The organism is Hoeflea sp. IMCC20628, from assembly GCF_001011155.1.
Lineage (GTDB): Bacteria > Pseudomonadota > Alphaproteobacteria > Rhizobiales > Rhizobiaceae > Hoeflea.
Genome location: NZ_CP011479.1, coordinates 1,348,003 through 1,373,393 on the forward strand (window position 1 = coordinate 1,348,003; position 25,391 = coordinate 1,373,393).

The 25,391-nt window shown below is 60.7% G+C and carries 27 protein-coding genes; 23 read left to right on the forward strand and 4 right to left on the reverse strand.

The genetic code is table 11. From position 1 onward, the window contains the following. Window positions 1-32: 32 nt before the first annotated feature. From paaG to IMCC20628_RS06320, 4 genes are all read left to right on the forward strand, one after another. Complete coding sequence (gene paaG, locus IMCC20628_RS06305) at window positions 33-830, forward strand: 2-(1,2-epoxy-1,2-dihydrophenyl)acetyl-CoA isomerase PaaG (protein WP_197078401.1); 798 nt, start codon at window positions 33-35, stop codon at window positions 828-830. Beyond that, window positions 827-1,270: a hydroxyphenylacetyl-CoA thioesterase PaaI gene (gene paaI, locus IMCC20628_RS06310; protein ID WP_047029506.1), complete on the forward strand. Its 444-nt coding sequence runs from the start codon at window positions 827-829 to the stop codon at window positions 1,268-1,270. The genes paaG and paaI overlap by 4 nt, the downstream gene beginning before the upstream one ends. Before the next feature lie 78 nt (window positions 1,271-1,348). Then, the gene (paaK, locus tag IMCC20628_RS06315; protein ID WP_047029507.1) at window positions 1,349-2,659 is read left to right on the forward strand and encodes a phenylacetate--CoA ligase PaaK; all 1,311 of its coding nucleotides are present in this window, start codon (window positions 1,349-1,351) and stop codon (window positions 2,657-2,659) included. A 4-nt stretch (window positions 2,660-2,663) separates the two neighbouring features. Beyond that, window positions 2,664-3,284, forward strand: coding sequence for a TetR/AcrR family transcriptional regulator (locus tag IMCC20628_RS06320; RefSeq protein WP_047029508.1), 621 nt, complete (start codon window positions 2,664-2,666; stop codon window positions 3,282-3,284). Window positions 3,285-3,345: 61 nt separating this feature from the next. Here the strand turns inward: IMCC20628_RS06320 and IMCC20628_RS24625 are convergent, their stop codons facing one another. After that, the gene (locus IMCC20628_RS24625; protein WP_082128038.1) at window positions 3,346-3,522 is read right to left on the reverse strand and encodes a YegP family protein; all 177 of its coding nucleotides are present in this window, start codon (window positions 3,520-3,522) and stop codon (window positions 3,346-3,348) included. Between the two features lie 269 nt (window positions 3,523-3,791). Between IMCC20628_RS24625 and IMCC20628_RS06325 the strand changes: the two genes are divergently transcribed. Beyond that, complete coding sequence (locus tag IMCC20628_RS06325) at window positions 3,792-5,141, forward strand: CoA transferase (protein WP_245307887.1); 1,350 nt, start codon at window positions 3,792-3,794, stop codon at window positions 5,139-5,141. A 33-nt stretch (window positions 5,142-5,174) separates the two neighbouring features. Here IMCC20628_RS06325 and IMCC20628_RS06330 read toward each other — a convergent pair whose 3' ends face one another. Next, on the reverse strand, window positions 5,175-5,852 hold the full coding sequence (locus IMCC20628_RS06330) for a DUF1295 domain-containing protein (RefSeq protein WP_047029510.1): 678 nt from the start codon (window positions 5,850-5,852) through the stop codon (window positions 5,175-5,177). A 122-nt stretch (window positions 5,853-5,974) separates the two neighbouring features. After that, window positions 5,975-6,367 (reverse strand): GFA family protein, encoded by a 393-nt coding sequence (locus IMCC20628_RS06335; RefSeq protein ID WP_047029511.1) that lies wholly within the window; start codon window positions 6,365-6,367, stop codon window positions 5,975-5,977. A 328-nt stretch (window positions 6,368-6,695) separates the two neighbouring features. Between IMCC20628_RS06335 and IMCC20628_RS06340 the strand changes: the two genes are divergently transcribed. The 5 genes from IMCC20628_RS06340 to IMCC20628_RS06360 all read left to right on the forward strand — a co-directional run bounded on the left by IMCC20628_RS06340 (window position 6,696) and on the right by IMCC20628_RS06360 (window position 12,946). Next, a complete protein-coding gene (locus IMCC20628_RS06340) occupies window positions 6,696-7,655 on the forward strand; it encodes a TAXI family TRAP transporter solute-binding subunit (RefSeq protein WP_047029512.1) in 960 nt (319 codons plus the stop codon). A gap of 95 nt (window positions 7,656-7,750) precedes the next feature. Beyond that, the gene (locus tag IMCC20628_RS06345) at window positions 7,751-9,856 is read left to right on the forward strand and encodes a TRAP transporter permease (protein ID WP_245307888.1); all 2,106 of its coding nucleotides are present in this window, start codon (window positions 7,751-7,753) and stop codon (window positions 9,854-9,856) included. Beyond that, on the forward strand, window positions 9,857-10,225 hold the full coding sequence (locus IMCC20628_RS06350) for a DUF1850 domain-containing protein (RefSeq protein WP_047029513.1): 369 nt from the start codon (window positions 9,857-9,859) through the stop codon (window positions 10,223-10,225). Window positions 10,226-10,321: 96 nt separating this feature from the next. Further along, a complete protein-coding gene (locus IMCC20628_RS06355) occupies window positions 10,322-11,599 on the forward strand; it encodes a DUF3422 family protein (RefSeq protein ID WP_047029514.1) in 1,278 nt (425 codons plus the stop codon). Between the two features lie 360 nt (window positions 11,600-11,959). After that, entirely contained in the window at window positions 11,960-12,946 is a 987-nt protein-coding gene (locus IMCC20628_RS06360; protein WP_156174426.1) for a transcriptional regulator GcvA, read from the forward strand. 12 nt (window positions 12,947-12,958) lie between these two features. Here the strand turns inward: IMCC20628_RS06360 and IMCC20628_RS06365 are convergent, their stop codons facing one another. Continuing rightward, window positions 12,959-13,636, reverse strand: a complete 678-nt coding sequence (locus IMCC20628_RS06365; RefSeq protein WP_052766326.1) for a TetR family transcriptional regulator — start codon at window positions 13,634-13,636, stop codon at window positions 12,959-12,961. Between the two features lie 79 nt (window positions 13,637-13,715). On the opposite strand from IMCC20628_RS06365, the gene IMCC20628_RS06370 reads away from it, so the two are divergent. The 13 genes from IMCC20628_RS06370 to IMCC20628_RS06430 all read left to right on the forward strand — a co-directional run bounded on the left by IMCC20628_RS06370 (window position 13,716) and on the right by IMCC20628_RS06430 (window position 25,391). Further along, window positions 13,716-15,077, forward strand: a complete 1,362-nt coding sequence (locus IMCC20628_RS06370; RefSeq protein WP_197078402.1) for an NAD(P)-binding domain-containing protein — start codon at window positions 13,716-13,718, stop codon at window positions 15,075-15,077. Further along, entirely contained in the window at window positions 15,074-15,976 is a 903-nt protein-coding gene (locus IMCC20628_RS06375; protein ID WP_047029517.1) for a bile acid:sodium symporter family protein, read from the forward strand. Before IMCC20628_RS06370 ends, IMCC20628_RS06375 begins: the two co-directional genes overlap by 4 nt. Next, on the forward strand, window positions 15,973-16,911 hold the full coding sequence (locus IMCC20628_RS06380; protein WP_047029518.1) for an SDR family oxidoreductase: 939 nt from the start codon (window positions 15,973-15,975) through the stop codon (window positions 16,909-16,911). Before IMCC20628_RS06375 ends, IMCC20628_RS06380 begins: the two co-directional genes overlap by 4 nt. After that, a complete protein-coding gene (locus IMCC20628_RS06385) occupies window positions 16,908-17,675 on the forward strand; it encodes an SDR family NAD(P)-dependent oxidoreductase (protein ID WP_197078403.1) in 768 nt (255 codons plus the stop codon). Before IMCC20628_RS06380 ends, IMCC20628_RS06385 begins: the two co-directional genes overlap by 4 nt. A gap of 82 nt (window positions 17,676-17,757) precedes the next feature. Then, window positions 17,758-19,296 carry an AMP-binding protein gene (locus IMCC20628_RS06390; protein ID WP_047029519.1) on the forward strand — a complete coding sequence of 513 codons (1,539 nt, stop codon included), beginning with the start codon at window positions 17,758-17,760 and terminating at the stop codon, window positions 19,294-19,296. A 114-nt stretch (window positions 19,297-19,410) separates the two neighbouring features. Beyond that, window positions 19,411-20,082 carry a CerR family C-terminal domain-containing protein gene (locus IMCC20628_RS06395; protein ID WP_156174427.1) on the forward strand — a complete coding sequence of 224 codons (672 nt, stop codon included), beginning with the start codon at window positions 19,411-19,413 and terminating at the stop codon, window positions 20,080-20,082. Next, window positions 20,082-21,035: an HlyD family efflux transporter periplasmic adaptor subunit gene (locus IMCC20628_RS06400; protein WP_047032324.1), complete on the forward strand. Its 954-nt coding sequence runs from the start codon at window positions 20,082-20,084 to the stop codon at window positions 21,033-21,035. The genes IMCC20628_RS06395 and IMCC20628_RS06400 overlap by 1 nt, the downstream gene beginning before the upstream one ends. Beyond that, window positions 21,032-21,949: an ABC transporter ATP-binding protein gene (locus tag IMCC20628_RS06405; protein WP_047029521.1), complete on the forward strand. Its 918-nt coding sequence runs from the start codon at window positions 21,032-21,034 to the stop codon at window positions 21,947-21,949. The genes IMCC20628_RS06400 and IMCC20628_RS06405 overlap by 4 nt, the downstream gene beginning before the upstream one ends. Continuing rightward, on the forward strand, window positions 21,946-23,082 hold the full coding sequence (locus IMCC20628_RS06410; RefSeq protein WP_047029522.1) for an ABC transporter permease: 1,137 nt from the start codon (window positions 21,946-21,948) through the stop codon (window positions 23,080-23,082). Before IMCC20628_RS06405 ends, IMCC20628_RS06410 begins: the two co-directional genes overlap by 4 nt. A 463-nt stretch (window positions 23,083-23,545) precedes the next feature. Beyond that, entirely contained in the window at window positions 23,546-23,842 is a 297-nt protein-coding gene (locus tag IMCC20628_RS06415; RefSeq protein WP_047029523.1) for a hypothetical protein, read from the forward strand. Window positions 23,843-23,948: 106 nt separating this feature from the next. Continuing rightward, window positions 23,949-24,245: a hypothetical protein gene (locus IMCC20628_RS06420; protein WP_047029524.1), complete on the forward strand. Its 297-nt coding sequence runs from the start codon at window positions 23,949-23,951 to the stop codon at window positions 24,243-24,245. Window positions 24,246-24,356: 111 nt separating this feature from the next. Continuing rightward, window positions 24,357-24,653 (forward strand): hypothetical protein, encoded by a 297-nt coding sequence (locus IMCC20628_RS06425; RefSeq protein ID WP_047029525.1) that lies wholly within the window; start codon window positions 24,357-24,359, stop codon window positions 24,651-24,653. A 141-nt stretch (window positions 24,654-24,794) separates the two neighbouring features. After that, window positions 24,795-25,391, forward strand: coding sequence for a transglutaminase-like cysteine peptidase (locus IMCC20628_RS06430; protein WP_047029526.1), 597 nt, complete (start codon window positions 24,795-24,797; stop codon window positions 25,389-25,391).

A 25,391-nucleotide genomic window follows, 5' to 3' on the forward strand; every position in this document is an offset into this window, starting at 1 on the left:
CGGCCTATGCAACCATTATTTTCAGGAGGACCTTGGCGATGAGTGAACCTGTCTTGCATTCCTGGAACGGCGGCGTGCTGGAAATCACGCTGAACCGACCGGATAGACTGAACTCTTTCAACGACGAGATGCATGTGGCATTGGCTGAGTGCATGGACATGGCACGCGACGATGCGCGATGCCGGGCCGTGCTGCTGACCGGGAGTGGCCGCGGCTTTTGTGCCGGCCAGGACCTCAGTGCCCGCGACCCGGCGAAGATGTCCGGTCCACCGGATCTCGGCGATACGCTGTCCCGCTTCTACAACCCATTGATCCGGAGTATCCGGGCTCTTCCGAAGCCAATGGTCTGTGCCGTCAACGGCGTGGCAGCAGGCGCAGGGGCGAATGTGGCGCTGGCCTGCGACATCGTGCTGGCGGCGCGCAGCGCAAAGTTCATCCAGTCGTTTGCGCGCGTTGGCCTCATTCCCGACGCGGGCGGCAGCTGGATGCTGCCACGGCTGATTGGTGAGGCGCGGGCCAAGGCGATCGCCATGACTGCCGAACCGGTGTCTGCCGAAAAGGCTGCCGATTGGGGCATGATCTGGCAAGTTGTCGAGGATGCGGAGCTTATGAGCGAGGCGCGGTCGCTTGCCACCCGTCTTGCAGCAGGATCGACCGCCGGACTGGGCCGCATGAAAGGCCTGATCCAGGCTGCAGCCGGGCAGGAGCTCGACGCGCATCTTGACCTTGAAGCCCAAACCCAGCGCGAAGCCGGTTTTTCTGCTGACTATGCGGAAGGGGTAAGCGCCTTTCTGGAGAAGCGCGAGCCGAAGTTCGGAGGCTCGAAATGAGCGGGATTTCGGATCAGGAACGGGCCGAACGTTCGTCGGTCGCGATGCTGAAACATGACCATACCACAAAGGGCATGGGCATGAAGGTCGAGGCGGTGGGGCCAGGGACCGCGACCATTTCGATGGTGGTGCGCAAGGACCATCTCAATGGTCACGGCAGCTGCCATGGCGGGGCGATTTTCACGCTCGCCGACAGCGCTTTTGCCTTCGCCTGCAACAGCCACAACAAGGTGACCGTGGCGCAGCATTGCTCGGTGACTTTTCTGGCGCCGGGGCGCGAAGGCGACCGGCTGACGGCAGTCGCGCGGGAAGTGACGCTGGCCGGACGCTCGGGCATCTATGACGTGACGGTAACCCGTGATGACGGCGTGGCGATTGCCGAATTTCGCGGGCTGTCGCGCACTGTCTCGGGCGCGCATTTTGAAGAGCCTGCTGCCTGAGCCGCAGCAGGGCAGAATTTGGGAGTGGGCGCGCGAGACAAAATGACATCCGCGCCCTGGTGATTTGAGGAGATCCCGATGCTTGATCTGACGCCCGACCGGGCCAGTCTTGATCCGATTGAAATTGCGTCCCGCGACGAGATCGCTGCGTTGCAGCTCAGCCGGATGCAATGGTCGCTGGCCCATGCCTATGAGAATGTGCCGCACTATAAAGCGGCGTTTGACGCCAAGGGTGTGCATCCGGACGATCTCAAGACGCTGAGTGATCTGGCGAAATTCCCGTTCACCACCAAAAGCGACCTTAGGGACAATTACCCCTTCGGCATGTTCGCCGTGCCGCGTGAGCAAATCACACGCCTGCATGGATCTTCGGGCACAACCGGCAAACCGACCGTGGTGGGCTATACCGCGGGCGATATCGACACCTGGTCTGATCTGGTGGCGCGCTCGATCCGTGCTTCGGGCGGCAGGCAGGGCGACATCGTGCATGTCTCCTATGGCTATGGGCTGTTCACTGGCGGGCTTGGCGCCCATTACGGCGCCGAGAGGCTTGGCTGTACCGTCGTGCCGGTGTCGGGCGGCATGACCGAGCGGCAGGTGGCGTTGATCACCGATTTCAAACCCCGCGTCATCATGGTGACGCCGTCCTACATGTTGTCGATCCTCGACGAGTTTCGTGCCAAGGGCATTGACCCGCGCGAAAGCTCGCTGGCTGTGGGCATTTTCGGGGCCGAGCCCTGGACCAATGCGATGCGCAACGAGATCGAGCAGGCTTTCGACATGCATGCCGTCGACATTTACGGGCTGTCGGAAATCATGGGGCCGGGCGTTGCCAATGAATGCGTCGAGACCAAGGACGGGCTGCATATCTGGGAAGATCATTTCTATCCGGAAGTGATCGATCCGGTCAGCGGTGAAGTGCTGCCTGACGGTGAAATCGGCGAGCTGGTGTTCACCACGCTGTCGAAGGAAGCGCTGCCGATGGTGCGTTACCGCACCCGCGACCTGACCCGGCTGTTGCCCGGCACCGCGCGCTCGATGCGGCGGATGGAGAAGATCACCGGGCGTTCCGACGACATGATGATCCTGCGTGGAGTCAATGTATTTCCCACACAGATCGAGGAGCAGATTTTGAAATGCGCCGGTCTTGCGCCGCATTTCCAGATTGAACTGAGCCGCAGCGGGCGGATGGACGACATGACCGTGCATGTCGAATGCACGCTTGTTGCCACCGGCGAGGACGCTCGCGCCGCATCCGGCAAGGAACTGGCGCATCACATCAAGAGCGTGGTCGGCGTGACGGCACGGATCAATGTGGCGGAACCGGGCAACGTGGCGCGCTCCGAGGGCAAGGCCAAGCGGGTGGTCGATAACCGGCCGCGGAGCTGAATTTATGGCCCGGACCATTGCCAAGGACTATGAAGCCAAGCGCGAGGCGATCCTGAAGACCGCTGCCGTGTTTTTTGCCGAACAGGGGTTTGATCGGGCCTCTATGGGCAAGCTGGCGCAAGCCTGCGGTGTTTCCAAGGCGTTGATATATCACTATTATCCGTCCAAGGATGCGCTGCTTTTTGACATTATTGATACCCACCTGACGGAACTGGTGGATATGGTCGAGACAGCTGCTGCCGAGCCGGGCTCAGCCTCTGTGCGGCTGCGGGCGCTGATCAGGGCAATCCTGATCGCCTACAGGGATTCCGACGCTGAACACAAGGTGCAGCTTGACGCGCTGTCATCGCTGCCCGAAGAAAACCAGATCCATCTGCGCGCCCTGCAACGGCGGCTGGTGACCTGCATGTCGGACAGCGTGCGGGCGATCGAGCCGGAGCGGTTTGCAGACCGGCCCGAACTGGTGGGGCCGGTGACCATGTCGATCTTCGGCATGCTCAACTGGTTTTTTCTCTGGTACCGGCCAGGCGGTCCTGTCGACCGCGATGCCTATGCCGATATTGTCGCCGACATGGTGATCGGCGGCTTGCCGGCGGTGTGCGCGGCTGAAGCGGCCAAATCATAGCGAGGCGGGGACAGTCACTTCCGGCGCTGTGCGACCAAAGCAACGGTCCCCTGACTATGCCTCAGCTGTTGTCTTCGGTGGGCGCTCCCGGACCGTTTTTCTTGATCGAGTCGATGGCGTTTTGCGCACTGGCCTTGCTCGAATAGCCTTCCGTCGAAAACATCACTTCGCTGTTGTATTTGAATCGAACCCGGAACTCGCCGGCCTTGTCCTTGTAGATTTCGAACTTGTGGGCCATGTGCTTCCTCTCCATGCAGTGTGAATCATGCCAAAGCAAGGTGCCAGTATCCGGCTGCGTTCACAAGCGGGGAAAAGCATTCATGCGTGGACATGCAGGTCGGGCTTTGCGCGAGGCAATGGCTGGGTGCGTGGTCAATGATGCTTTCGGTTGGTTGATCAATCAACATTGACGAATTCCGGATTTATAGCTTGTGTGACGGCCTGACCGGAAAAAGGACCTCTGTGATGCCACAACACTCAAGCAGTGACAGTGCCAGGACCGAAAGGATGATGTCCGCATTGTGGGGTGCCCTTGGCGGCGAGCCCGATCTGATCGACAAGGTGCATGTCAAGGGCGAGGGCTCGTTGCCGTCAGTCTTTGCTGTGAGCGATTTTGCAGCTGCCGCGATTGCCACGGCCGGATCGGCGCTTGCCGAATGGACCGGGGCGCGGTCGGGCAGGATTCCAGATGTCAGTGTCGACCGGCGGCTGGCCTCGCTATGGTTCGGCTTTTCCATCGCACCGCAAGGCTGGGAGTTGCCGCCGGTCTGGGATGCCATTGCGGGGGATTACGCGACCGCGGATGGATGGATCCGGCTGCACACCAATGCGCCGCGTCATCGCGTGGCAGCGCTGAGTGTGCTGGGAACCGCGCCTGAACGTGACGCTGTTGCTGCCGTGGTGGCGACATTGCGGGCCGACGATCTCGAGTTGTCGATCGTGGCCAATGGCGGATGTGCGGCGGCGATGCGCAACCGGCAGCAATGGGCCGATCACCCGCAGGGCCGGGCGGTGTTGGCGGAACCTCTGATGCGGATGGACATGGGGGCAGGCGCGCCGGACTTTGCAGCCGATTTCGATGTGTCACGGCCGCTTGCGGGCGTAAAAATTCTGGATCTGACACGGGTTCTGGCGGGGCCGGTGGCAACTCGGTTTCTGGCCGGATTTGGTGCTGATGTGCTGCGGGTTGATCCGCCGGCATGGGACGAGGGGGCGGTGATACCGGAGGTGACGCCGGGCAAGCGCTGCGCGCGGCTTGATCTGAAAAATGCAAGTGATCGCGAGCGTTTCAAGGACTTGCTGGCCGAGGCCGACGTGCTTGTGCATGGCTACCGTCCTGACGCGCTGGAGGCTTTGGGATTGGGCGGCGAGGTGCGCGGGCAGCTCAATCCGGGGCTGATCGATGTGTCGCTGGACGCCTATGGCTGGAGCGGACCATGGTCGGGCCGGCGCGGCTTTGACAGTCTGGTGCAGATGAGTTGCGGTATAACGCAAGCCGGGATGGCGCTTGGAGGCGCGGACAGGCCGGTGCCGCTGCCGGTTCAGGCACTGGATCATGGTGCCGGGTATCTGCTTGCCGCGGCGGTGATGCGCGGGCTGACGCTGCGCCACAAACAGGCGACCGGATCGTGGTGGCGGACGTCGCTGGCCGGTGTGGGCGGTTTTCTCACTCGTTATCCGCAAAAACCGGAAGCCGGAGGGATCGGCAAGCCGGAGCGGGCGGATTATGCCGATGAGTGGGAGCAGACGGATTGGGGTCCGGCGCTGCGGTTGCTTCCGCCGATCCGGCTCGACAATGCGGCGATGGGTTGGGACCGGCCAGCCGGGAAGCTGGGCACATCAGCGCCAAGTTGGTAGAACCGGGCAGGGCTGGTCGGGCCGCATGTCGGCTCAGTAGATGAACGGAATGAATTTGGCGGTGCTGGCCGCGTATCGTTCAAATTCAGCGCCGTAACGGGCCGCCAGATATTTATCCAATGCCGGGATGTGAAACAACACAAAGCCGGCAGTCACAAAGATGGGGATGGCCCAAGCGAAGATCGATGCTGCCAGAATTGCCCATCCGGTGAACAATATCGCGTCACCAAAATAGTTGATGTGCATGGAATAACCAAACAATCCTTCAGTGTAGCAGTGGCCTTTTGCAGCAGGCTGTTTCTTCCACTTCCATCGTTGGAATTCGGAAGCCGTGTTCAAACCGGATCCGAGAAGAACCAGCGCGAGCGCAACCCAATCCATGCTGCCCAAAGGCGTAGGGGTATCATCAAGAATACCTGCCCCCAACAGCAGAAAGCCGATTTCAAAACTGGCCATGAACAGCAAAAGGCCAAAAACTTCGGACAATGCGACCTGCCGCTTGAGGAGAACAAACAGCGTCACGCAGTGTCGCGCCCAGTAAAGGACTGCGCAAAAAGCAAGAAGGCGCGCGCGCATCGGGTTAAGCCAATCATAGGCACCGAATGCCAGCCACAGGCACAGTGCGGCGATACAGCCATGAATCAAGGCGAATGTCAGCTTTTGCGGGAAGGATCGATCATGGTCACGACTAACACCACCAGAACCTGACATCGGACTCTCCTTAAGACGATTTGAAGATTACCAAGACCAAAGCCGCCAAGCGCGTCACGAAGGTTGTAAAAACCGCCTGATCTCACCGCCATGCGGTTCAGCCGTCTTCCCGTTGGTGTCGGTCAGACCTCGGACCGGTCTGTTGTGCCGCGATTGCGTGCGTATTGTCGGCTCAGCGGAAACGGTGGCAACCAGGACTCGCGACGGCTGATCCAGAGTTCATAGGTCGGCTTGAGTTGGTCAGGCGCATCCAGGGAGCCCAGATTGATCTCGATTTCGTCTCCGCTGCTTCCGAAAACTGTCGACCCGCAGTTCGGGCAGAAATGCCGGCCGGTGTAGTCGCGTGTTTCGCCCTCTATTGTCACTGCATCCTGAGGGAACACCGCGGATGCGTGGAAAAGCGCGCCATGATGTTTGCGACAGTCCAGACAATGGCAAAGGCCCACGCGGTAGGGGAGGCCCGACGCCACAATCCGGACCTCGCCGCACAGGCAACTGCCGGTGAATTGTTCCATGCTGCCTCTCCTGAGAAACCGGATGACAGAGATGTGTAAACCGAGCTACCTCATGCGTACACGGTGCTGGAATTGGCAGACCTTTGCTTTGGGAGATGTGGGATTATTACCAGACATCTGGACAAACAGCCTGCATTGCATCACATGTGTTTTTGCCAGTAGCTGCCTGCCATCTGGCAAGAAATCGGCGGTTCTCGGCTTCGGGTATGGCCAAGCTGCGGAAATCCTGTAAGGCTGAATACGGCACGCTCTTTGCTCGCAACATGCAGTGGCAAAGTGGTGTGGAGAAGAGCGCTTTACATGTCTTAGAACACGGAGGAAAATCCTGATGATCAACATCAATCGAAAAAGCTTTGTAACCCTTTTGGCCGCGACGGCCATGGGGCTGTCGCTGGCGCCGGCCAAGGCCGCCGACCAGTTCGTCAACATCCTGACCGGCGGCACTTCGGGCGTCTATTATCCGCTCGGCGTCGGCCTGTCGAAGATCTATGCTGAAAAAATCGATGGCGTGCGCACGCAGGTGCAGTCGACCAAGGCATCGGTGGAAAACCTCAACCTGCTGCAGCAGGGCAAGGGCGAACTGGCCCTGGCGCTCGGCGATTCCGTCAAGCTGGCCTGGGAAGGCGATGCGGATGCAGGCTTCAAGGCACCGCTCGACAAGCTGCGCGGCATTTCAGCCGTCTACCCGAACTACATCCAGATCGTGGCGTCGAAGGACTCGGGCATCGCCAATTTCGCTGACCTGAAGGGCAAGAGCCTGTCGGTCGGAGCGGCCAAGTCGGGCACAGAACTCAACGCGCGCAAGATCTTTGAAGCGGCCGGCATGTCTTATGAGGACCTGTCGAAGACCGAATATCTGCCATTTGCGGAATCGGTCGAGCTGATCAAGAACCGTCAGCTGGATGCGACGTTGCAGTCGGCTGGTCTTGGCGTCTCGTCGATCAAGGATCTGTCGACTTCGATCGATGTGCAGTTGGTGGCCGTGCCTGAAGATGTGGTCAAAGCCCTTGGCGCACCTTACATCTCCGCGACCATTCCCGCAGGCACCTACACTGGCCAGGACGCCGATGTTCAGACCGTGGCCGTGGTCAACTTCCTCGTCACGCATTCCGATGTCAGCGACGATCTCGCCTATGAGATGACCAAGCAGCTGTTTGAAAACCTGCCTGAACTGGAAGCCGCCCACAAAGCTGCTGCGCAGATCAAGCTCGAGAATGCGCTCAACGGCATGCCTGTACCGCTGCATCCCGGTGCAGAGCGTTACTACAAAGAAAAAGGCATGATGTAAGACCGGACGCAAGTTCGGTTAGCATCATCATTTGACCGTGGCGGCACCTCAGTAGAGGGCCGCCACGGGTATTTGCGTTTTGGGGAGGATACCGCATGCTTCATGATCAGACGCCGCATCAGATGCCGGAGGGGCAACCCGATCTGAGCCTGCATGATCCATTGGCTGAAAGTTTTCCGGCCACACGCGAAGGGCGATTGCTGTTCTGGATCGCGTTGGTTTTCTCGGTTTTCCAGATTGCCACGGCAGCCCATATTGTTGATTTCGCCAGCCAGATCGTGCGGGCGTTCCATGTCGGCTTTCTGATGTTGCTGACATTCCCTCTGATCGCGCTGGCGCGCAAATCCGGTCCGGCGGTCAAGACCATTGCCTGGATCGCAGGCGGTCTCGGCGTCGTTGTCGCCTTCTATCAGTGGTATGAATATACCGAACTGCTGTTGCGCGCCGGCGATCCGCTGGAGCGCGATATCGTGCTCGGCGTGATTGCGCTCGCAACAGTGTTCGCAGCAGCCTGGGTGATCATGGGGCCGGCGCTGCCGATCATTTCCGGCGCGTTCCTGGCCTACTGCCTGTTCGGCGAATATCTGCCTGCGCCGCTGGATCACCGCGGCTATGATTTCGCCCAGGTCATCGACCACATGGCCTATGGCACCGAAGGCATTTACGGCATCCCGATCTTTGTCTCTTCGAGCTTCATTTTCCTGTTCATCCTGTTTGGCGCTTTCCTCGAGAAGGCTGGCATGATCCAGCTGTTCACCGACGTGTCGCTGGGTCTGGTCGGCCACAAGCGCGGCGGGGCAGCCAAGGTCTCGGTGATCTCATCGGGGCTGATGGGCACGATTTCCGGGTCCGGCGTCGCCAATGTGGTGACCACCGGGCAATTCACCATTCCGCTGATGAAGAAGTTCGGCTACCGCTCGGCCTTTGCCGGCGGGGTGGAAGCAACCTCCTCAATGGGCGGGCAGCTGATGCCGCCGGTGATGGGCGCGGTGGCGTTCATCATGGCCGAGACTCTCGGCGTTGAATATTACGAAGTCGTCCAGGCGGCGATCATTCCAGCCGTGCTCTATTTCGCTTCGGCTTTCTGGATGGTGCATCTGGAAGCCGGACGGCACAATCTGGTCGGCCTACCGAAGGATGAATTGCCATCGCCCTTGAAGGCGCTGAAAGAACAGTGGTTCCTTGTGTTGCCGCTGTTGATGCTGATCTATCTGCTGTTTTCGGGTTACACGCCGCTGTTCGCCGGAACCGTCGGACTGGCGCTGACGGTGCTGCTCATTCTCGGCGGTTCAATCGCGTTGGGACTGCCAGCCGGGGTGATCCGGATCATCTTCTGGGTCGGGCTTGGCCTCATTGCCGCGGCCTTTCTGCAGTTCGGCATTATGGTGATCCTCGCCGCCGTGCTGGCACTGGTGGCCTGGAACGCGTTGAGCAAGGGCGGGCGGGAGACACTTGTAATCTGCCGCGATGCGCTGGCCGAAGGGGCGAAAACCGCACTGCCGGTGGGCGTCGCCTGCGCCGTTGTCGGCATCATCATTGGTACCATGACGCTAACGGGGGCCGCCAATACGTTTGGTCAGTTCATCGTTTCAGTCGGTGCGCACAGTCTGTTCCTGTCGCTGGTGCTGACGATGATCACCTGCATCGTGCTGGGGATGGGGATTCCGACAATCCCCAACTACATCATCACGTCGTCGATTGCCGGTCCGGCGCTGCTGGAGCTTGGCGTGCCGCTGATCGTCAGCCACATGTTCGTGTTCTATTTCGGCATTCTGGCGGATCTGACACCGCCGGTGGCGCTGGCCTGTTTTGCAGCCGCGCCGATTGCCAAGGAGAACGGGCTGAAAATCTCGATGGAGGCGATCAAGGTGGCAGCCGCTGGCTTCGTCATTCCGTTCATGGCAGTCTACACCCCGGCGCTGATGCTGCAGGATGGCGGGCCGCTGGCGGCCGAGATCGGCTATGTGCCTGCGGTCATCTATGTGGTTGCCAAGACAACGCTGGCTATCGGACTGTGGGGCGCGGCCGTGATCGGGTTCCTTGGCAGCCGGCTCGGCTGGCCGATGCGCGGTCTGGCGATGGTTGCGGCCTTCACGCTCGTTGCCTCCGTGCAATTGACCGACGAGATTGGTTTCGCGCTGGCGGCTGCTTTCGCGTTTCTGGCATACAGGCAAATGCGCGCCAGCGAGGCACTGGCCTAGATGGGACTTGCGCTGTGCGTCGCTGCTGCTGGCAAAGCGATCGTCATCGCCACGGGGATCTTCAGCCTGTCCTGGACCCATTCGGTTGAGAAGACCGAGTGGCGTGAGGACTGGCGGGTGACGCCAGGCGGGTTGGAACTGACCGAAGCGCGGGTCAAGGGCTCTGGTGCGGGCATGGATCCGGGCGAGGGTGCGAAGCTAGAGAACGGGTGGTGGGTATGGACCCCGGAGTTGCCATTGGTGCCGGAACTGGTGCTGGCCGCGTCCGGTGCGACAGTGTCTGGCTGGAACCTGTGTCATGCGGTTGAGTGCATGGAACTTGGCGCCGACGCGGAGGTGCCAGTGCGGATCGAGGCGTGTGAGCGCTGAATTGTCGCTTTGATCTGGTTGGTAAGCGCTTTATACATAGAATTAATGCAATGTTTAGGCGCGCATCGAGAGGCGGATTGAGAGGGACAGCAGAGCATGGGCAGATTTTCATTTCCGATGGCTGCGGGGCGGGCCGAGGCGCTGGGCGAGATCCATGCGCGGCCCTATGCGCTGGTGGGCCAGTCGCGGGTGATCTTTCAGCTGGCGTTTCTGACCGAAGGCGGCGCGGTGGTCGATCATGCGGTGCTGGCCGAACTGGCACGCGCCCGCGGCGTGGCGGTGCCCGGCCGTGATACCGCGCATTTTTCCATGGGGTGGGGTCAGGGCACGCTGCGCTGGGAGCGGCACACGGAATTTTCCACCTATTTCTGGGATGCGCCGGCGCCAGCGCGGTTTGGCGACAGCATCGACACGCATCCTTTTGGTGACCAGTTCTCGGCGCCAGGCAGCATGATCTCCGGAATCAGGCTTGAGGTGCGGGCGGATTCGGCCGAGACGCAAGCGGCGATGGACAGTTTTGATCCGACCAGCCTGTGTCTGAGCGAGGTCAAGGGTGGGCAGGCGATGATCGCCACCGATTTCCGCCAGGATGGCAACGGCCTGACCCGGATTCTGGTGATCGACAAGGGCATGACCGATGCCGGCCGCGGCGCAGTGGTGCAGCGGCTGCTGGACATCGAGACTTACCGGACGCTGGCAACGATCGGATTGTCGCTGGCGCGGTCGTTGTCGCCGGAAATGCGGCGGATCGAGGACAGTCTGACAAAAATCACCCAGGCGATGAAGACCGGCGCGCGCGAAAATGCCGACAGCCTGTTGTCGGACATCACCGGCCTTGCTGCCGAGCTGGAAGCCGGCGCGGCACTCAGCCTTTACCGGTTCGGGGCGAGCCGCGCCTATTACGACATCGTGCGCGAGCGCATTGCCTCGCTGGATGAAACCCAGCAGCCGGGGTTCGAGACCATCGGCGCGTTTCTGGAAAAGCGGCTGGCACCGGCAATGCGCACCTGCCAGTCGATCGAAGAACGTCAGGCCAATCTGTCGCGCAAGCTGTCACGCGCCACCACGCTGTTGCGCAGCTGGATCGATGTCGAGCTGGCGCAGCAAAACAGTGCGCTGTTGAGTTCGATGAACCGCCGCGTCAAGCTGCAACTGCGCATGCAGCAGACCGTGGAAGGGCTCTCGGTCGCCGCCATTTCCTATTATATCGTCGGCTTGTTCGGCTATCTGGCCAAGCCGCTGGACGGCTTTGGCCTGCCGATCAAGTCCGGCCTGGCCTCGGCGCTGTTCGTGCCGATTGCCATCGGATTTACCTGGATGGTGGTGCGCTCGATCCGCAAGAAGCATGACGCCGAGGATCAGACCGGCGAATAGCGCTCAGGTCTGTGCTACGCCCAAAACCGTCTAAACAGCATATTCAACGCATGGATCTTGGCCAGGAGCTTATGTTCGCCCCAGGCCAAAAGTGATTGTTCTCGGTGGATGCAAAGGCCCCGGGTTAACAACCGGAGCAGCAGGCGCAGTGGCTGTTACTTGGCCGACCGAAGCATTTTGGCGCCAGAATGCAAAATGGTTTCGATGCCAACCACAGCCCGGTAAGCTGCCCGGGAAAAAATAAGCGAAAGCGCGACTGACTGGTTTGGAAGCTGGGCGTTCATTGGTTTGTCTCCAAGGTTGGATTTGACATCAGGTCTATGGTCTCATCTAGCCTGCATTTGACAGGCTGGACAAACGGTGATTTCTATCTCGATGAATAAGAAAAACTTATTTGTCCACGATTGGAAATCCTGTATGCGCCGGTTGCCTCCACTAAAATCACTGCAAGCCTTTGAAGCTGCGGCCAGATGGTTGAGTTTTACTAAGGCTGCGGAGGAGCTTTTCGTTACCCCGGCTGCAATCAGCCAGCAAATCAAGCAGCTGGAGGCCTACCTCGGCATTCCGCTGTTTCACCGCATGACAAGAGCGGTGCAGTTGACCGAAGAAGCCAAGACCGTGCTGCCTTTGGTAACGGAAGGTTTTGACAGGCTCGCAGAAGCGGTCGAACGCCTGGCTCTCGAGGAGGAAACCGGCTTGCTGACCGTGAGCAGTGCCCCGACCTTCGCGATCAAATGGCTGGTCCATCAACTGACGGATTTTTCGAACAAGTATCCGGACATTGATGTGCGGCTCGACGCCTCGCTGGAGACCCGCGACTTTCAACGCGACGGCATCGATGTGAGCATCCGCCTCGGGATGGGGGATTATCCGGGGCTTCATGTGGACCGAATCTTTGGCGAAGAAGTCAGTCCGGTGTGCAGTCCGAAGCTGATGAGCGGTGCAAAGCCCCTGGGCTCGCTCGAGGATCTGAAGAACCATCGGCTGCTGCATGTCGAGTGGGGGGCTCTGACCTTGCAATCACCCGATTGGCGGATGTGGGCCAAGGCGGCCGGACTTGACGACATCGACGTCAAGCGTGGCCCGAGATTCACGGTTGAAAGCATGGCGATCGAAGCTGCGATCAACGGCGATGGCGTGGCCCTGGTCAGCCATTCCGCGGTAGTCGAGGATTTGAAGGCGGGCCGGCTGGTCAGGCCGTTCAATCTCGCCGTGCAAAGCGACATCGGCTATTGGCTTGTCTGCCCTCACAGCCATATGCGGCGTGCAAAAGTCAGGGTGTTTTGCGAGTGGCTGCTGGCGGGGGCCTCAAAGAACGCTCGGGAAGCGACACCGGCTCTGCCGTGACAGTGCTGGGCATCAACCGCTGATCGCGGCGCGCATACCTGCTTCGCAGAATCGGACCAGATCATCGGCCAGACGGTGTTTTGCAGCCTGCTGGCCAGATGCCGCCGACAGCGCTTCGATGCGCCAGGTCGAGGTTGACAGCGACAGCATGGCCGAGACCGAGAACACGAATGCTACGGCGATCGTGGCCTGATCCGCTTTGGGGAACAGTTTTGCGATCTCGCTGATGAAGGCACCGGCGGTGGGGTCGAAGCAGCGCTCCGAAATCGCGTGCCAGCGAGCATCCGCCGAAACGATGGCCACCAGCCTTGCATAGGCCAGCCATTGCGGATCGCCGGCGCCGGCCTTTTCCAGATAGGGGCGCAGGAAGGCCGACAGCACGGCGTCGAGCGTCAGTGGCTCGTCTTTGGCTTTCCGCGCTGCCAGCGCCTCAAGCCGCAACTGCGACAATTGTGATGCCCGTCGCTCGACGACGCGCTCAAACAATGCTTCCTTGCCGCCATGGTGAAAGCTGATTGACGCCAGTTGCGCGCCAGCGCTAGCGGCAATGTCGCGCACCGAGGCGCCGTCATAGCCGCGCTCGGCAAACAGGATTTCAGCCGCATCGAGAATACTCAGACTGGTGGCCAGGGCCCGCTGCGAAATGGCGCGGCGGCGTGGCGGGTTGGGGGCATCTGAAATTTCGCTCATGATTCATCTTGCCTTATTATGAACGATCGTTCAATTGTAGGTGGAAGAGATAATCGACTGAACCAGGGGAGGGGGACAGTTGGACACGCAATTGACACCGGCAGGCGAAAATCCGGCCGCGAGCCAAGACAGCCAGTCGCGCTATGCGCTGATCGGCGCCGGGCCGATGGGGCTGGCGATGGCCAAGACACTGATCGAGCAGGGCATTGCCTTTCAAGGGTTTGAGCTGCATTCCGATGTCGGTGGGCTATGGGACATCGATGGTCCGAAATCGACCATGTACGAGACCGCGCATCTGATTTCGTCGAAGAAGATGACCGAATTTGCGGATTTTCCGATGGAAGACCGGGTGGCGGAATATCCGTCACACCGCGAGCTCAAGTCCTACTTTCAGAAATTTTCCGATCACTATGGAATAAGGAATCATTTCCTGTTCAATACAGAAGTGATGTCTGCCGTGCCAATGGGCAAGTCCGCTGACGGATGGCGTCTGGTCTGGCGCGATGCAGAGGGCAAGGAGCACGAGGGCGAGTTTGCCGGACTGCTGATTGCCAATGGCACCCTGTCCGAGCCAAACATGCCGGAGTTCAAGGGGGATTTCGCCGGAGAGCTGATCCATTCCAGCGCCTATCGCGATCCCAAAATCTTCAAGGGCAAGCGGGTGCTGATCATTGGTGCCGGCAATTCGGGCTGCGACATTGCGGTGGATGCGATCCATCACGGCAAGAGCTGCGACATCTCAATGCGGCGCGGCTATTATTTCGTGCCCAAATATGTCTTCGGCCGTCCCGCCGACACGATGGGCGGGGCGATCAAACTGCCGATGTGGCTCAAGCGCCGCGTCGATGGCATGATCCTGAAATGGTTTACCGGCGATCCGGCGAAATACGGCTTTCCGAAGCCCGACTACGCGCTTTACGAATCCCACCCGGTTGTCAATTCGCTGATCCTGTTTCATGCCGGTCATGGCGACATCACGGTCAAGCCCGACATCGATCGCTTTGACGGCCATACGGTGCATTTCAAGGATGGCGGCCAAGCCGATTACGATCTAGTTTTGGCGGCGACCGGATACAGCCTGCATTACCCGTTCATCGACAAGGCGCTCTTGAACTGGCAGGGCGATGCGCCGCATCTGTTCCTCAATTGTCTGCATCCCGAGCGTGACGATGTGTTTGTGCTGGGCATGGTCGAGGCCTCGGGGCTCGGCTGGCAGGGCCGGCATGAGCAGGCCGAGATGGTGGCGCGCTATATTGCCGGGCTCAAATCGGGCATCATGGCAGCCAAGGCGTTGAAGGAAGAAAAGGGCGCCGGGTTCACCCGGGCAACCGGCGGGATGAAGTATATCGATCTGCCGCGCATGGCCTATTATGTCGACAAGGCCACCTACCGGACCGCCGTGACCAGCTGGATCGCGGCTCTCAAGGGGAATGGCAAATGACCGAAATCGATGCCGTACGGCTGAATTTCAGCCCGGAAAGCCTGACCTTGCTCAATGCCATCCTGGCCATTGTGATGTTCTCGATCGCGCTGGATCTGCGGCCATCCGACTTCCGCGCACTGCTGCGGGCGCCGAAAGCGCTGTTGACCGGCATGGTGTCGCAGTTCCTGGTGCTGCCGGCGCTGACCTACCTGATGTTATTGGTCACCAATCCACAGCCGTCGATTGCGCTGGGGCTGATCCTGGTGGCGGCCTGTCCGGGTGGCAATATTTCCAATTTCATCACCCATCGCGCCGGTGGCAATGCGGCGCTGTCGGTGTCGATGACCGGGGTGGCCACTCTTGCCGCGATCCTGTTCACGCCGCTCAATGTGGCGTTCTGGGGCAATCTCTACGAACCGACGCGGGCGCTGTTGCGAACAACCACGCTGGATCCTGTGTCCATCGCCATCACCGTGTTCTTCATGCTTGTGCTGCCTTTGATCCTCGGGATCGTGCTCAATGTGCAAAAGCCCAAGCTGGCGGCGCGCATCCGCAAGCCGATGCAAGGACTGTCGATGGCGATCTTCATCGGCTTCATCGTGCTGGCGCTGGCTGCCAATTGGAGCTTTTTCCTCGCCTATGTGGCCGCAGTTGCCGGGCTGGTGGTGCTGCACAATGCGCTGGCGCTGTCGGGCGGTTATCTGACGGCCACGGTGATGCGGCTTTCCGATTATGACCGGCGGGCGATCACCATCGAGACCGGCATCCAGAATTCGGGTCTTGGCCTGGTGCTGATCTTCGCCTTCTTCGGCGGACTTGGCGGCATGGCGGTGGCTGCGGCGTTCTGGGGCATCTGGCATGCGATTTCCGGACTGGCGCTCGCCAGCCTCTGGTCGCGCAGCGAGGCGAAGCGATGAGCCGGGTACTGGTTACGGGTGCTGCGGGGGCTGTCGGGCAGGTGCTTCTCGAAGAATTGGCTGCGTCGGGTTGCGAAACACTTGCGACCGATGTGCGGCGGCCGCAGGCACTGCCCGAAGGCGTTGCTTTTGAAACACTCGACGTGCGCGGCGACGATGCCGGCCGCTTGGTGGAAGCGTTTAACCCGGATGTGATCATTCACCTGGCCTCGATCGTCTCGCCGACGCGCGGCATGACCCGGAAATTTGCCTATGATGTCGATGTCCAGGGCACCCGCAATGTTCTCGACGCGGCGATCACCCACGGGGTCGAGCGGCTGGTGGTGACCTCGTCGGGGGCGGCCTATGGCTACCATGCCGACAATCCGGTGCCGCTCCACGAGACCGACGCGCTGCGCGGCAACAGTGAATTTGCCTATTCCGACCACAAGCGGCAGGTCGAGGAGATGCTGGCGCGGGCGCGCGTCACTCACCCGGATGTCGAGCAGGTGGTGCTGCGTGTCGGCACCGTGCTTGGCGCCGGGCTTGAAAACCAGATCACCGAACTGTTTCACCGTCCCAAGCTGATCGCGGTTTACGGCTCGGACAGCCCGTTCGTGTTCATCTGGACCCGCGATCTGGCCCGCATCCTGTTGCGCGCCGCCACGAACGGTCCGGCCGGTATCTTCAATGTCTGCGGTGATGGCGCGCTGTCGGTGCATGACATTGCGGCCAGTCTCGGCAAGCCGGTGATGGCGCTGCCGGCCTGGTTGCTCAAGGCCGCACTTGCCGTGGCCAAGCCGCTCGGTGTGTCGCGCTATGGACCGGAACAGGTGCGGTTTTTGCAATACCGCCCGGTGCTCGACAACACCGCGCTGAAGACGGTGTTCGGTTATCAGCCGGAATTGACCAGCGCCGAGACTTTTGATCTGTGGAAGAAGGCGGCCGGACTGTGAGCCCGGTGGCGGTGATCACCGGCGGCGCGGGAGGGCTGGGTCAGGCCTTTGCCGCTCAACTGGTGGCGGAGAGCTGGCAAGTGGTGCTGGTCGATCTGCCAACGGCGTTGGCGACTTTGTCCCCGGCGAGTGACCGGGTGGAGCGGGTCCGCTGCGACCTGACCGATGAAGCCGCGGTGGCCGCGGTCTGCGCCGGGATTTCAGCCGATTATCCGGCCATTGATCTGGTCATCCACAATGCCGGGGTGACCCAGATCGGCCTGTTTTCGGAGACCACGCTGGCCTCGCAGCGGCGGGTGATGGAGATCAATTATTTCGGCTCGGTGCGGGTGGCGTCGGGTCTGTTGCACGCGGTACGGGCGGGCAGGGGGACGCATCTGGCGATCTCCTCGGTGGCGGGCTTCGCGCCGCTTTGCAAACGCACCGCCTATGCGGCGAGCAAGCACGCGCTCAACGGCTTCTTCTCTTCGCTCGCATCGGAAGAAGCGCAGCATGACGTAAAGGTTGTGATTGCCGCGCCCTCCTTCGTGGCCACCAATTCGGGACGGCTTGACGCCGGGACGGATGGTATCGGCAGGCCGGGGGCTGCGACGGACGGTTTTGACGAGATGAGCCCGCAGCGGGCCGCCGAAATCATTCTCGATGGCTGGCGGCGCGGCAGACGCTTTGTCCCGGTGGGACGGGTGGCGACGCTTGGCTGGTTGATCAACCGGCTGTCGCCCCGGCTTTATCACTGGCTGATGATGCGAAAAATCCGCGACTGAGACATGCCCCTTGCCGCGTGGTGCATTGCCATTTGCCGGTGTCGGCGCGATGGTTTCTGCACTGAGGATTGGGGAGAGAATCATGAATGTCGCGGAATGGCTGGCGCGCAGCGGCCGGAAATATCCCGGCCATCCGGCATTGTTTTCAGGCGCTCAACAGATTGCTGATTATCGCGGCTTTGCCCAAAATGCTGCGGCTATCGGCGCGGGCCTGCGCGAGCATCATAGTGTCAAGCCGGGGGACCGGGTGGCGATCTTTGCCAAAAATACGCCCGCCTATCTGGAAGCGATGTTCGGCGCTTGGTTTGCAGGCGCTGCCATCGTGCCGATCAACGCCAAGCTTCATCCCAAAGAGGCCGCTTATATCATTGCCAATTCCTGTGCGTCGGTGGTGTTTTGCACCGCACCGCTTGGGGCGGAACTGACCGGGGCGCTGGCGCAGCCTATGCCTGTGCTGATTGATCTGGCGGGCGTGGACTTCGAGGCCTTGCGACAGAGCCAACCGCTTGCAGCCCACGTGGCGCGGGAAGGATCGGACATGGCGTGGCTGTTTTACACCTCGGGCACCACCGGCCGCCCCAAGGGCGTGATGATCAGCCATGCCAATATGCAGGCGATGGTGTTTTCCTATCTTGCGGATGTCGATGCGGTGCATGCGAGCGATGCGGCCTTGTATGCGGCGCCACTGAGCCATGGCGCCGGGCTCTATTGTCTGCAGCACGTGCTCAAGGCCGCACGCCACGTCGTGCCGCTGTCGGGTGGTTTCGATCCGGATGAGATCTTTGCGCTGGCCCGCAGCCTCGGCGACATCCACATGTTTGCCGCTCCCACCATGGTCAAGCGGCTGGTTGCATCTGCCCGGGAGCTTGGCGAAACCGGGGAAGGGATCCGCACCATCGTCTATGGCGGCGGGCCGATGTATCTGGCCGACATTGTTGAGGCGGTCGAGGTTCTGGGGCCGCGGTTCTGCCAGATCTATGGCCAGGGTGAGAGCCCTATGACGATCACCGCACTTGATCGCGCTTCGGTAGCTGATCGCACCCATCCGCGCTGGCGCGAGCGGCTGGCCTCGGTGGGCACGGCACAATCATGTGTCGAAGTCCGCATTGTTGATGATGCGGGCAATGTCATGGCCACGGGAGAGACCGGCGAGATCTTGGTGCGCGGCACGCCGGTCATGTCCGGCTACTGGCGCGATCCTGATGCCACCGCTGCAGCGCTGCGTGATGGCTGGCTCTGGACCGGCGACATGGGCGCGCTTGATGCGGACGGGTTTTTGACGCTGAAAGATCGGTCCAAGGACGTGATCATTTCCGGCGGTACCAATATCTATCCGCGCGAGGTGGAGGAGGCCTTGCTGACCCATCCCGGCGTCCGCGAGGTCAGCGTCGTCGGCGTGCCCGATGCCGAGTGGGGCGAAAGCATTCTGGCCTTTGTGGTCACAGATCTGGACGCGCCCCCGGATGCGGCGGAGCTTGATCAGCATTGTCTTGGCTCGATCGCCCGGTTCAAGCGGCCGAAGGTCTACCGTTTTGTGTCCGAACTGCCCAAGAACAATTACGGCAAGGTGCTCAAGACCGAATTGCGCAGGGTGTTTGCTGACGAGCAGGCTGGCAGCTAAGCCGGTCGCGGCGGGAACCATGGAGGCCGCGGGAGACGTTATTCAATCAATCGATTGATTAATTATTTCTCTGCGCTATCATCGTGGCAGTCACACCTGCCAGTGAGGATTGCCGTGCCGCCGAAACTCTCAGCCCAGACCGGAAAAGCCGGAGACCAGACCCGCATGGCGTTGCTGATGGCAGGCGTGCGACTGTTCGGCACCAAGGGGGTGGATGCCACCTCGACCCGCGAGATCGCTGCCGCGGCCAATGCCAATATCGCCTCCATTGCCTATCATTTTGGCGGCAAGGACGGCTTGCGGCTGGCCTGTGCCGAAATGGTGGCCGGGCGGATTCAGGCCGTGGTGCTCCCGTTTCTGCAGTCGATCGACGCGCACGACGATCCGGCGGCGGCGCAAGCGGCATTCGAGCGGGTGATCATGGGCGTGGCCGATTTCATGCTCGGGCAGGTCGAGGCGCGCGACATTGCCAGCTTCATGGTGCGTGAAATGGGCATTCCCGGTCCGGTGTTCGACAAGGTCTATGCCGATTTCATTCTGCCGGTGCATCGCAGCCTGTGCACGCTTCTGGGACTGGCCACCGGCCAGGATCCCGAAAGCGACCTGATCCGCCTTGGCACTTTCAGCATAGCCGGCCAGGTCGTCTATTTCCGCATCGGCCATGCCATCGTTGCCAGGCGGATGGAATGGAAGCATCCCGGGCCGGACGAACTCACGGCGATCAAGACCGTCATTCTCGGCAATATCCGCGCCTTTGTCGCCACCACCAGGAAACCAGTCCGATGATATCCTTTCTCTGTTCGCTTCCGCTGCTTGCCGGATTGTTTGCCGCCTGCAACGGCGCCGGTCCGCTGGCTGTCGGCTATGTCGAGGGTGAATATGTGCTGGTGGCGCCGATCGAGGTCGCCCAGATCGTCGAGATCAATGTCCGGCGCGGCGACCAGATTATCGCCGGACAGCCGCTGGGACGGCTGGAACGGCGCGATGCGGAGATCGCCGTTGCCCAGGCCGAAGCCGGGCTGGCGCAGGCCGAGAGCCAGCTGGCCAATCTGCAAGAGGGCCGGCGGCCGGAGGAAATCGCCAGCATCACGGCGGCACTGAGGTCCGCCCAGGCCCAGGCCGACGAGGCCGAGCGCGTGCGCCAAAGGCAGGCCGATTTGTTGAAGCAGGGGATATCGACGCAAGCAACCTATGATTCCGCCTCCACGGCGGTCGAGCTGGCCCAGGCCAAGGTTGCCGAGCTCGATGCCAATCTGGCCGTGGCGCGGCTACCGGCGCGCACCAACGAGATCAAGGCGGCGCAGGCCGCGGTCGAACAGGCCAAGGCGGTGCTGGAATCGGCCGAGTGGCGGCTGTCGAAGCGCACTTTGTCGGTGCCGCTGGCGGGCGTCGTCTCCGACATCATCCGCAACGCCGGCGAGGTCGCGGGTCCGCAGGCTCCGGTGTTGTCGGTTCTGCCCGACGGTGCACGCAAGCTCCGGGTCTATGTGCCGGAATTCGCGCTGTCGAGCATCCACGTCGGCAGCGTCCTTGTGGTGCATTGCGATGGCTGCGGCGAGGGCATGGGCGCCACCGTCAGCTATGTCTCGGCCGATCCCGAATTCACCCCGCCGGTGATCTATTCTCTCGAGAACCGGCAGAAGCTGGTTTACCTGGTCGAGGCGCGTCCGGATGCGGATGCCTGGGCGCTGGAGCCGGGACAGATTGTCGATGTCGATCTGCAAGGCGAGAGCCAATGAACGCCATCGAGGTCAGCGGGCTGGTCAAGCGGTTTGGCGACAAGACCGTGGTCGATCATGTGTCGATGCAGGTGGCGGAAGGTGAAATTTCCGGATTTCTCGGCCCCAACGGATCTGGAAAGACCACCACCATCCGGGTGATGTGCGGGTTGCTGACGCCGGACGAGGGCGAAGGCCGGGTTCTGGGACACGACATCCGCACCGAGGGCCGGCTTATCAAGCTCAATGTCGGCTACATGACCCAGAAATTCTCGTTTTACGAGGATCTGTCGATCGAGGAGAACCTGACCTTTGTCGCCCGTCTTTATGATCTCGACCCCGTGTCGACGGTGGTGCGCGATACGCTGGAGGATCTCGGGCTGTCCTCGCGGCGAAAACAACTGGCGGGCACGCTGTCAGGCGGCTGGAAACAGCGGCTGGCACTGGCCGCCTGCATCATGCACAAGCCGAAGCTGTTGTTGCTCGATGAGCCGACTGCCGGTGTCGACCCGAAGGCGCGGCGGGAATTCTGGGACGAGATCCACATGCGCGCCAGCGCCGGGCTGACGGTGCTGGTCTCGACGCACTATATGGATGAGGCGGAACGCTGCCACCGGATCCACTACATCTCCTATGGCAAGCTCCTGGCCAGCGGCACGGTGCCCGACGTGATCCGCGACGCGGCGCTGACCACCTACTTCCTCGAAGGCGGCAAGATCAATGAAGCGGCGCAAATGCTTGAGGGCATGGACGGTGTTGATCAGGTGGCGCCCTTTGGCCTGACCCTGCATGTGGTCGGTCAGAACGCGGCATTGCTGGAGCCGGCGGTGGCACGCGTGGCCCAGCAAACCGGGGCGACTTACCGCCAGGGAACCACCAGTCTCGAGGATGTCTTCATCCAGTTCATGGGCAAATCGACGGACAACATGGCATGAGCGCGCTGTTCTCGTTTCGCCGGCTGATGGCGATCATCGCCAAGGAAACCATCCAGATGCGCCGCGATCGCATCACCTTCGCGATGATGCTGGGTGTGCCGCTGATGCAGCTGGTGCTGTTCGGCTTTGCCATCAACAATGATCCCAAGGGACTGCCCGCAGCCCTGGTGACGACCAGCCAGGACCATTATACCCGCGCCATGGTCTCGGCGATGGAGAACACCGGTTATTACCGTTTCGTCCATGTGGTGGCGAGTGCGGCTGAAGCCGAGCGGCTGATCCAGTCGGGTGCTGTGTCATTCGTTGTCACCGTGCCATCGGATTTTGCCCGGCGGGTGCAGCGCGGTGATCATCCGCAGATCCTGATCGAGGCAGATGCAACCGATCCCTCGGTGGCCTCAGGCGCGATCTCGACGCTTGGCACGGTGGCAGCACAGGCGCTGCTGCGCGAACAATCGGCCGAAGCGCTGGCCGCGCAGCAATCGACAGCCGCGCTCGAGGTGGTGGTGCACCGTCTCTACAATCCCGAAGGCATCACCCAGTACAACATCGTGCCCGGCCTGCTCGGGGTGATCCTGCAACTGACCATGGTGATGATGACCTCGATGGCGCTGACCCGCGAGGTCGAGCGCGGCACCATGGAAAACCTGCTGGCGATGCCGGCGAGTTCGCTCGAGATCATGCTTGGCAAGGTGTTGCCCTACCTCGCAGTGGGCGGGGTTCAGGTGGTGGTAGTGCTGACTGCGGCGAAATTCCTGTTCAATGTGCCGTTTGTCGGTTCGCTGACGCTGCTTTTGGTCTCCATCCTGATCTTTGTTCTGGCGCTGGTGCTGCTGGGCTATGCATTTTCGACGCTGGCGCGGACCCAGATGCAGGCGATGCAGCTGACCTTCTTCTTTTTCCTGCCGTCGCTGCTGCTGTCGGGCTTCATGTTCCCGTTTCGCGGCATGCCGCCCTGGGCGCAGACGCTGGGTGAAATCTTTCCGCTGACGCATTTTCTCAGAATTATCCGCGCCGTCATGCTCAAGGGCGCCGACCTGCAGGGTGTGGCCACGCCGTTGGCGGCGCTGCTGATCTTTGTGGCGGTGTTCATGGCGCTGGCGCTGGCCCGGTTCCGGCGAACGCTGGATTAAATCCACTCTGATTTGCCTGCAGAGACGTTCGGGATTCGTTTTGGCGTCCAAACGGGTCATTTTTGGCCTGACGATGGCGACTAAAAAATTGCTGATTTTGTTCTCGGGTTGTTACGACGTCTGCTGAAAGCCGGTTTTGGTCGGCTTTTTATTATTTTGAACGTCGTTTTGTGAACGCTGCGGACACAACGTGGTGCACAGTCACGTTTCGCGTCATCTGCTCCATGACAAATTTGATTTCCTTAAGATACTGAAAAATAACGAAATACCACCTTGCTATGAACTCGCAACGTTGGTTTCAAGATATAGTTTCAGCACGTGTTCTCACAAAAGTGTGGTTGGCAATTTTATCTGGGCGAGCCCATTTGAAAGTCATCGGAACGCAGCGAACAAGCGCCTCCCAACGCCCCGCCGTTCCGCATGAAAATTTGAACAAGAACACAATGACGACGGAGAAAATACCATGAACAAGATCATCATCGCACTCGGCCTTACACTCGCAGCATCCACCGGCGCTTTCGCCGACTCCACAGCACTTGACGCCTACGATGTGCCTGCCGCACAGGGCTCCGCAACATACGCTGTTGGCGTTTCCAACGACCTGGTCAGCTACGACCGCACCGGCAATGACGGTTCGCCGTCCTTCCAGGCACCGCAGGGTGACGTTGACTACACGGCGACTGCTTCGGTCGGCGACGTGTCCAATGACAAGGTCACCTATGACCGCGCCGGCAACGATGGTTCGCCGCGCTTCCAGTAAGCCGCTCCCGCAGGTGGCGGAGCCAATGCTCCGCCGCCGCTGAGCCGGAAATCAAAACAACAGGTTGTCCTCCCAAGACACGACCCGAATTCAAAGGAATATCATCATGAACAAGCTCATTATCGCACTCGGCCTCACTCTCGCAGCATCCACCGGCGCCTTCGCCGACTCCACAGCAATGGACGCCTACGACGTGCCTGCCGCACAGGGCTCAGCCCCATATGCTGTTGGCACTTCCAACGATCTGGTCAGCTACGAGCGCGCCGGCAATGACGGTTCGCCGACATTCCAGGCACCGCAGGGTGGCGTTGATTACACCGCAACCGCTTCGGTCGGTGACGTGTCCAACGACCAGGTCGTCTATGACCGCGCCGGCAACGATGGTTCGCCGCGCTTCCAGTAAGCCGTTCTCGCAGGTGGCGGAGCCAATGCTCCGTCACCGTTGAGCCGGAACCTAAATAAAATCAATGTGTTGTCCTCCCAAGACACGACCCGAATTCAAAGGAATATTATCATGAACAAGCTCATCATCGCCCTCGGCCTGACCCTCGCAGCATCCACCGGCGCCTTCGCCGACTCCATAGCAATGGACGCTTACGACGTGCCTGCCGCACAGGGCTCGGCCACGTATGCAATTGGCACTTCCAACGATCTGGTCAGCTATGACCGCGCCGGCAACGACGGTTCGCCGTCCTTCCAGGCACCGCAGGGTGGCGTTGACTACACCGCAACCGCTTCGGTCGGTGACGTGTCCAACGACCAGGTCGTCTATGACCGCGCCGGTAACGATGGTTCGCCGCGCTTCCAGTAAGCACAGTCACATCGTGCAGACACAGCGGGGCATCAGGTCTGACCTGAGTGCCCCGTTTCTGTCTGAATATTCTGACATCGGTTACGTCATCATCAATGGGCGGGCCGCAATGCAACACTTACCGGGAACGAAAGGACTATCATGACCAAGTTCAATACCGCCTTTCTGCCTGCCGCTCTTGCGACCCTGATGCTGTCGGCGACATCTGTTCCTGTATCCGCCGCAAGTTGGTTGAGGCTTGGCACCTTTACCAGCCGTCCCTATGGTCACGTCGATTATTGTGCCCGGCATATTCGCGATTGCGGCGTGCGGATGAAACACACCGCCTTGCCGCCGGCCAGGCTGGCCGTGCTCGAACAGATCAACAGGGCGGTCAATCTGGCCATCACGCCTGTGACCGACGAAGAGCAGTATGGCCGCTACGAAGTGTGGAACGTGAATGCCAAGGCCGGTGACTGCGAAGACTATGCTCTCGAAAAACGGGCACAGTTGATGCGCAAGGGATTTCATCCCGAAAACCTGCTGCTGGCCATGACCCATACCGGAACAGAGTTCCACACTGTGTTGGTGGTGCGGACAAGAGTGGGTGATTTCGTGCTCGACAACCTCACCGAGGAAGTTTTGCCGGTGTCGGCGAGCCGGCTCGATTTCATCAAGGTTCAGTCACCCGATCATGGTGGCAACTGGCTCAAGGTGACCGGGAAAACCAGCGCGGCGCCCAAAGCTTCCACAAGTTAG

Bases quoted from the DNA above. Each gene is read 5' to 3' on its own strand.
- paaI (WP_047029506.1), top strand. From the start codon at position 827: ATGAGCGGGATTTCGGATCAGGAACGGGCCGAACGTTCGTCGGTCGCG.
- paaK (WP_047029507.1), top strand. From the start codon at position 1,349: ATGCTTGATCTGACGCCCGACCGGGCCAGTCTTGATCCGATTGAAATT.
- IMCC20628_RS06320 (WP_047029508.1), top strand. From the start codon at position 2,664: ATGGCCCGGACCATTGCCAAGGACTATGAAGCCAAGCGCGAGGCGATC.
- IMCC20628_RS24625 (WP_082128038.1), bottom strand. From the start codon at position 3,522: ATGGCCCACAAGTTCGAAATCTACAAGGACAAGGCCGGCGAGTTCCGG.
- IMCC20628_RS06325 (WP_245307887.1), top strand. From the start codon at position 3,792: ATGATGTCCGCATTGTGGGGTGCCCTTGGCGGCGAGCCCGATCTGATC.
- IMCC20628_RS06330 (WP_047029510.1), bottom strand. From the start codon at position 5,852: ATGTCAGGTTCTGGTGGTGTTAGTCGTGACCATGATCGATCCTTCCCG.
- IMCC20628_RS06335 (WP_047029511.1), bottom strand. From the start codon at position 6,367: ATGGAACAATTCACCGGCAGTTGCCTGTGCGGCGAGGTCCGGATTGTG.
- IMCC20628_RS06340 (WP_047029512.1), top strand. From the start codon at position 6,696: ATGATCAACATCAATCGAAAAAGCTTTGTAACCCTTTTGGCCGCGACG.
- IMCC20628_RS06345 (WP_245307888.1), top strand. From the start codon at position 7,751: ATGCTTCATGATCAGACGCCGCATCAGATGCCGGAGGGGCAACCCGAT.
- IMCC20628_RS06350 (WP_047029513.1), top strand. From the start codon at position 9,857: ATGGGACTTGCGCTGTGCGTCGCTGCTGCTGGCAAAGCGATCGTCATC.
- IMCC20628_RS06355 (WP_047029514.1), top strand. From the start codon at position 10,322: ATGGGCAGATTTTCATTTCCGATGGCTGCGGGGCGGGCCGAGGCGCTG.
- IMCC20628_RS06365 (WP_052766326.1), bottom strand. From the start codon at position 13,636: ATGAGCGAAATTTCAGATGCCCCCAACCCGCCACGCCGCCGCGCCATT.
- IMCC20628_RS06375 (WP_047029517.1), top strand. From the start codon at position 15,074: ATGACCGAAATCGATGCCGTACGGCTGAATTTCAGCCCGGAAAGCCTG.
- IMCC20628_RS06380 (WP_047029518.1), top strand. From the start codon at position 15,973: ATGAGCCGGGTACTGGTTACGGGTGCTGCGGGGGCTGTCGGGCAGGTG.
- IMCC20628_RS06390 (WP_047029519.1), top strand. From the start codon at position 17,758: ATGAATGTCGCGGAATGGCTGGCGCGCAGCGGCCGGAAATATCCCGGC.
- IMCC20628_RS06405 (WP_047029521.1), top strand. From the start codon at position 21,032: ATGAACGCCATCGAGGTCAGCGGGCTGGTCAAGCGGTTTGGCGACAAG.
- IMCC20628_RS06410 (WP_047029522.1), top strand. From the start codon at position 21,946: ATGAGCGCGCTGTTCTCGTTTCGCCGGCTGATGGCGATCATCGCCAAG.
- IMCC20628_RS06415 (WP_047029523.1), top strand. From the start codon at position 23,546: ATGAACAAGATCATCATCGCACTCGGCCTTACACTCGCAGCATCCACC.
- IMCC20628_RS06420 (WP_047029524.1), top strand. From the start codon at position 23,949: ATGAACAAGCTCATTATCGCACTCGGCCTCACTCTCGCAGCATCCACC.
- IMCC20628_RS06425 (WP_047029525.1), top strand. From the start codon at position 24,357: ATGAACAAGCTCATCATCGCCCTCGGCCTGACCCTCGCAGCATCCACC.
- IMCC20628_RS06430 (WP_047029526.1), top strand. From the start codon at position 24,795: ATGACCAAGTTCAATACCGCCTTTCTGCCTGCCGCTCTTGCGACCCTG.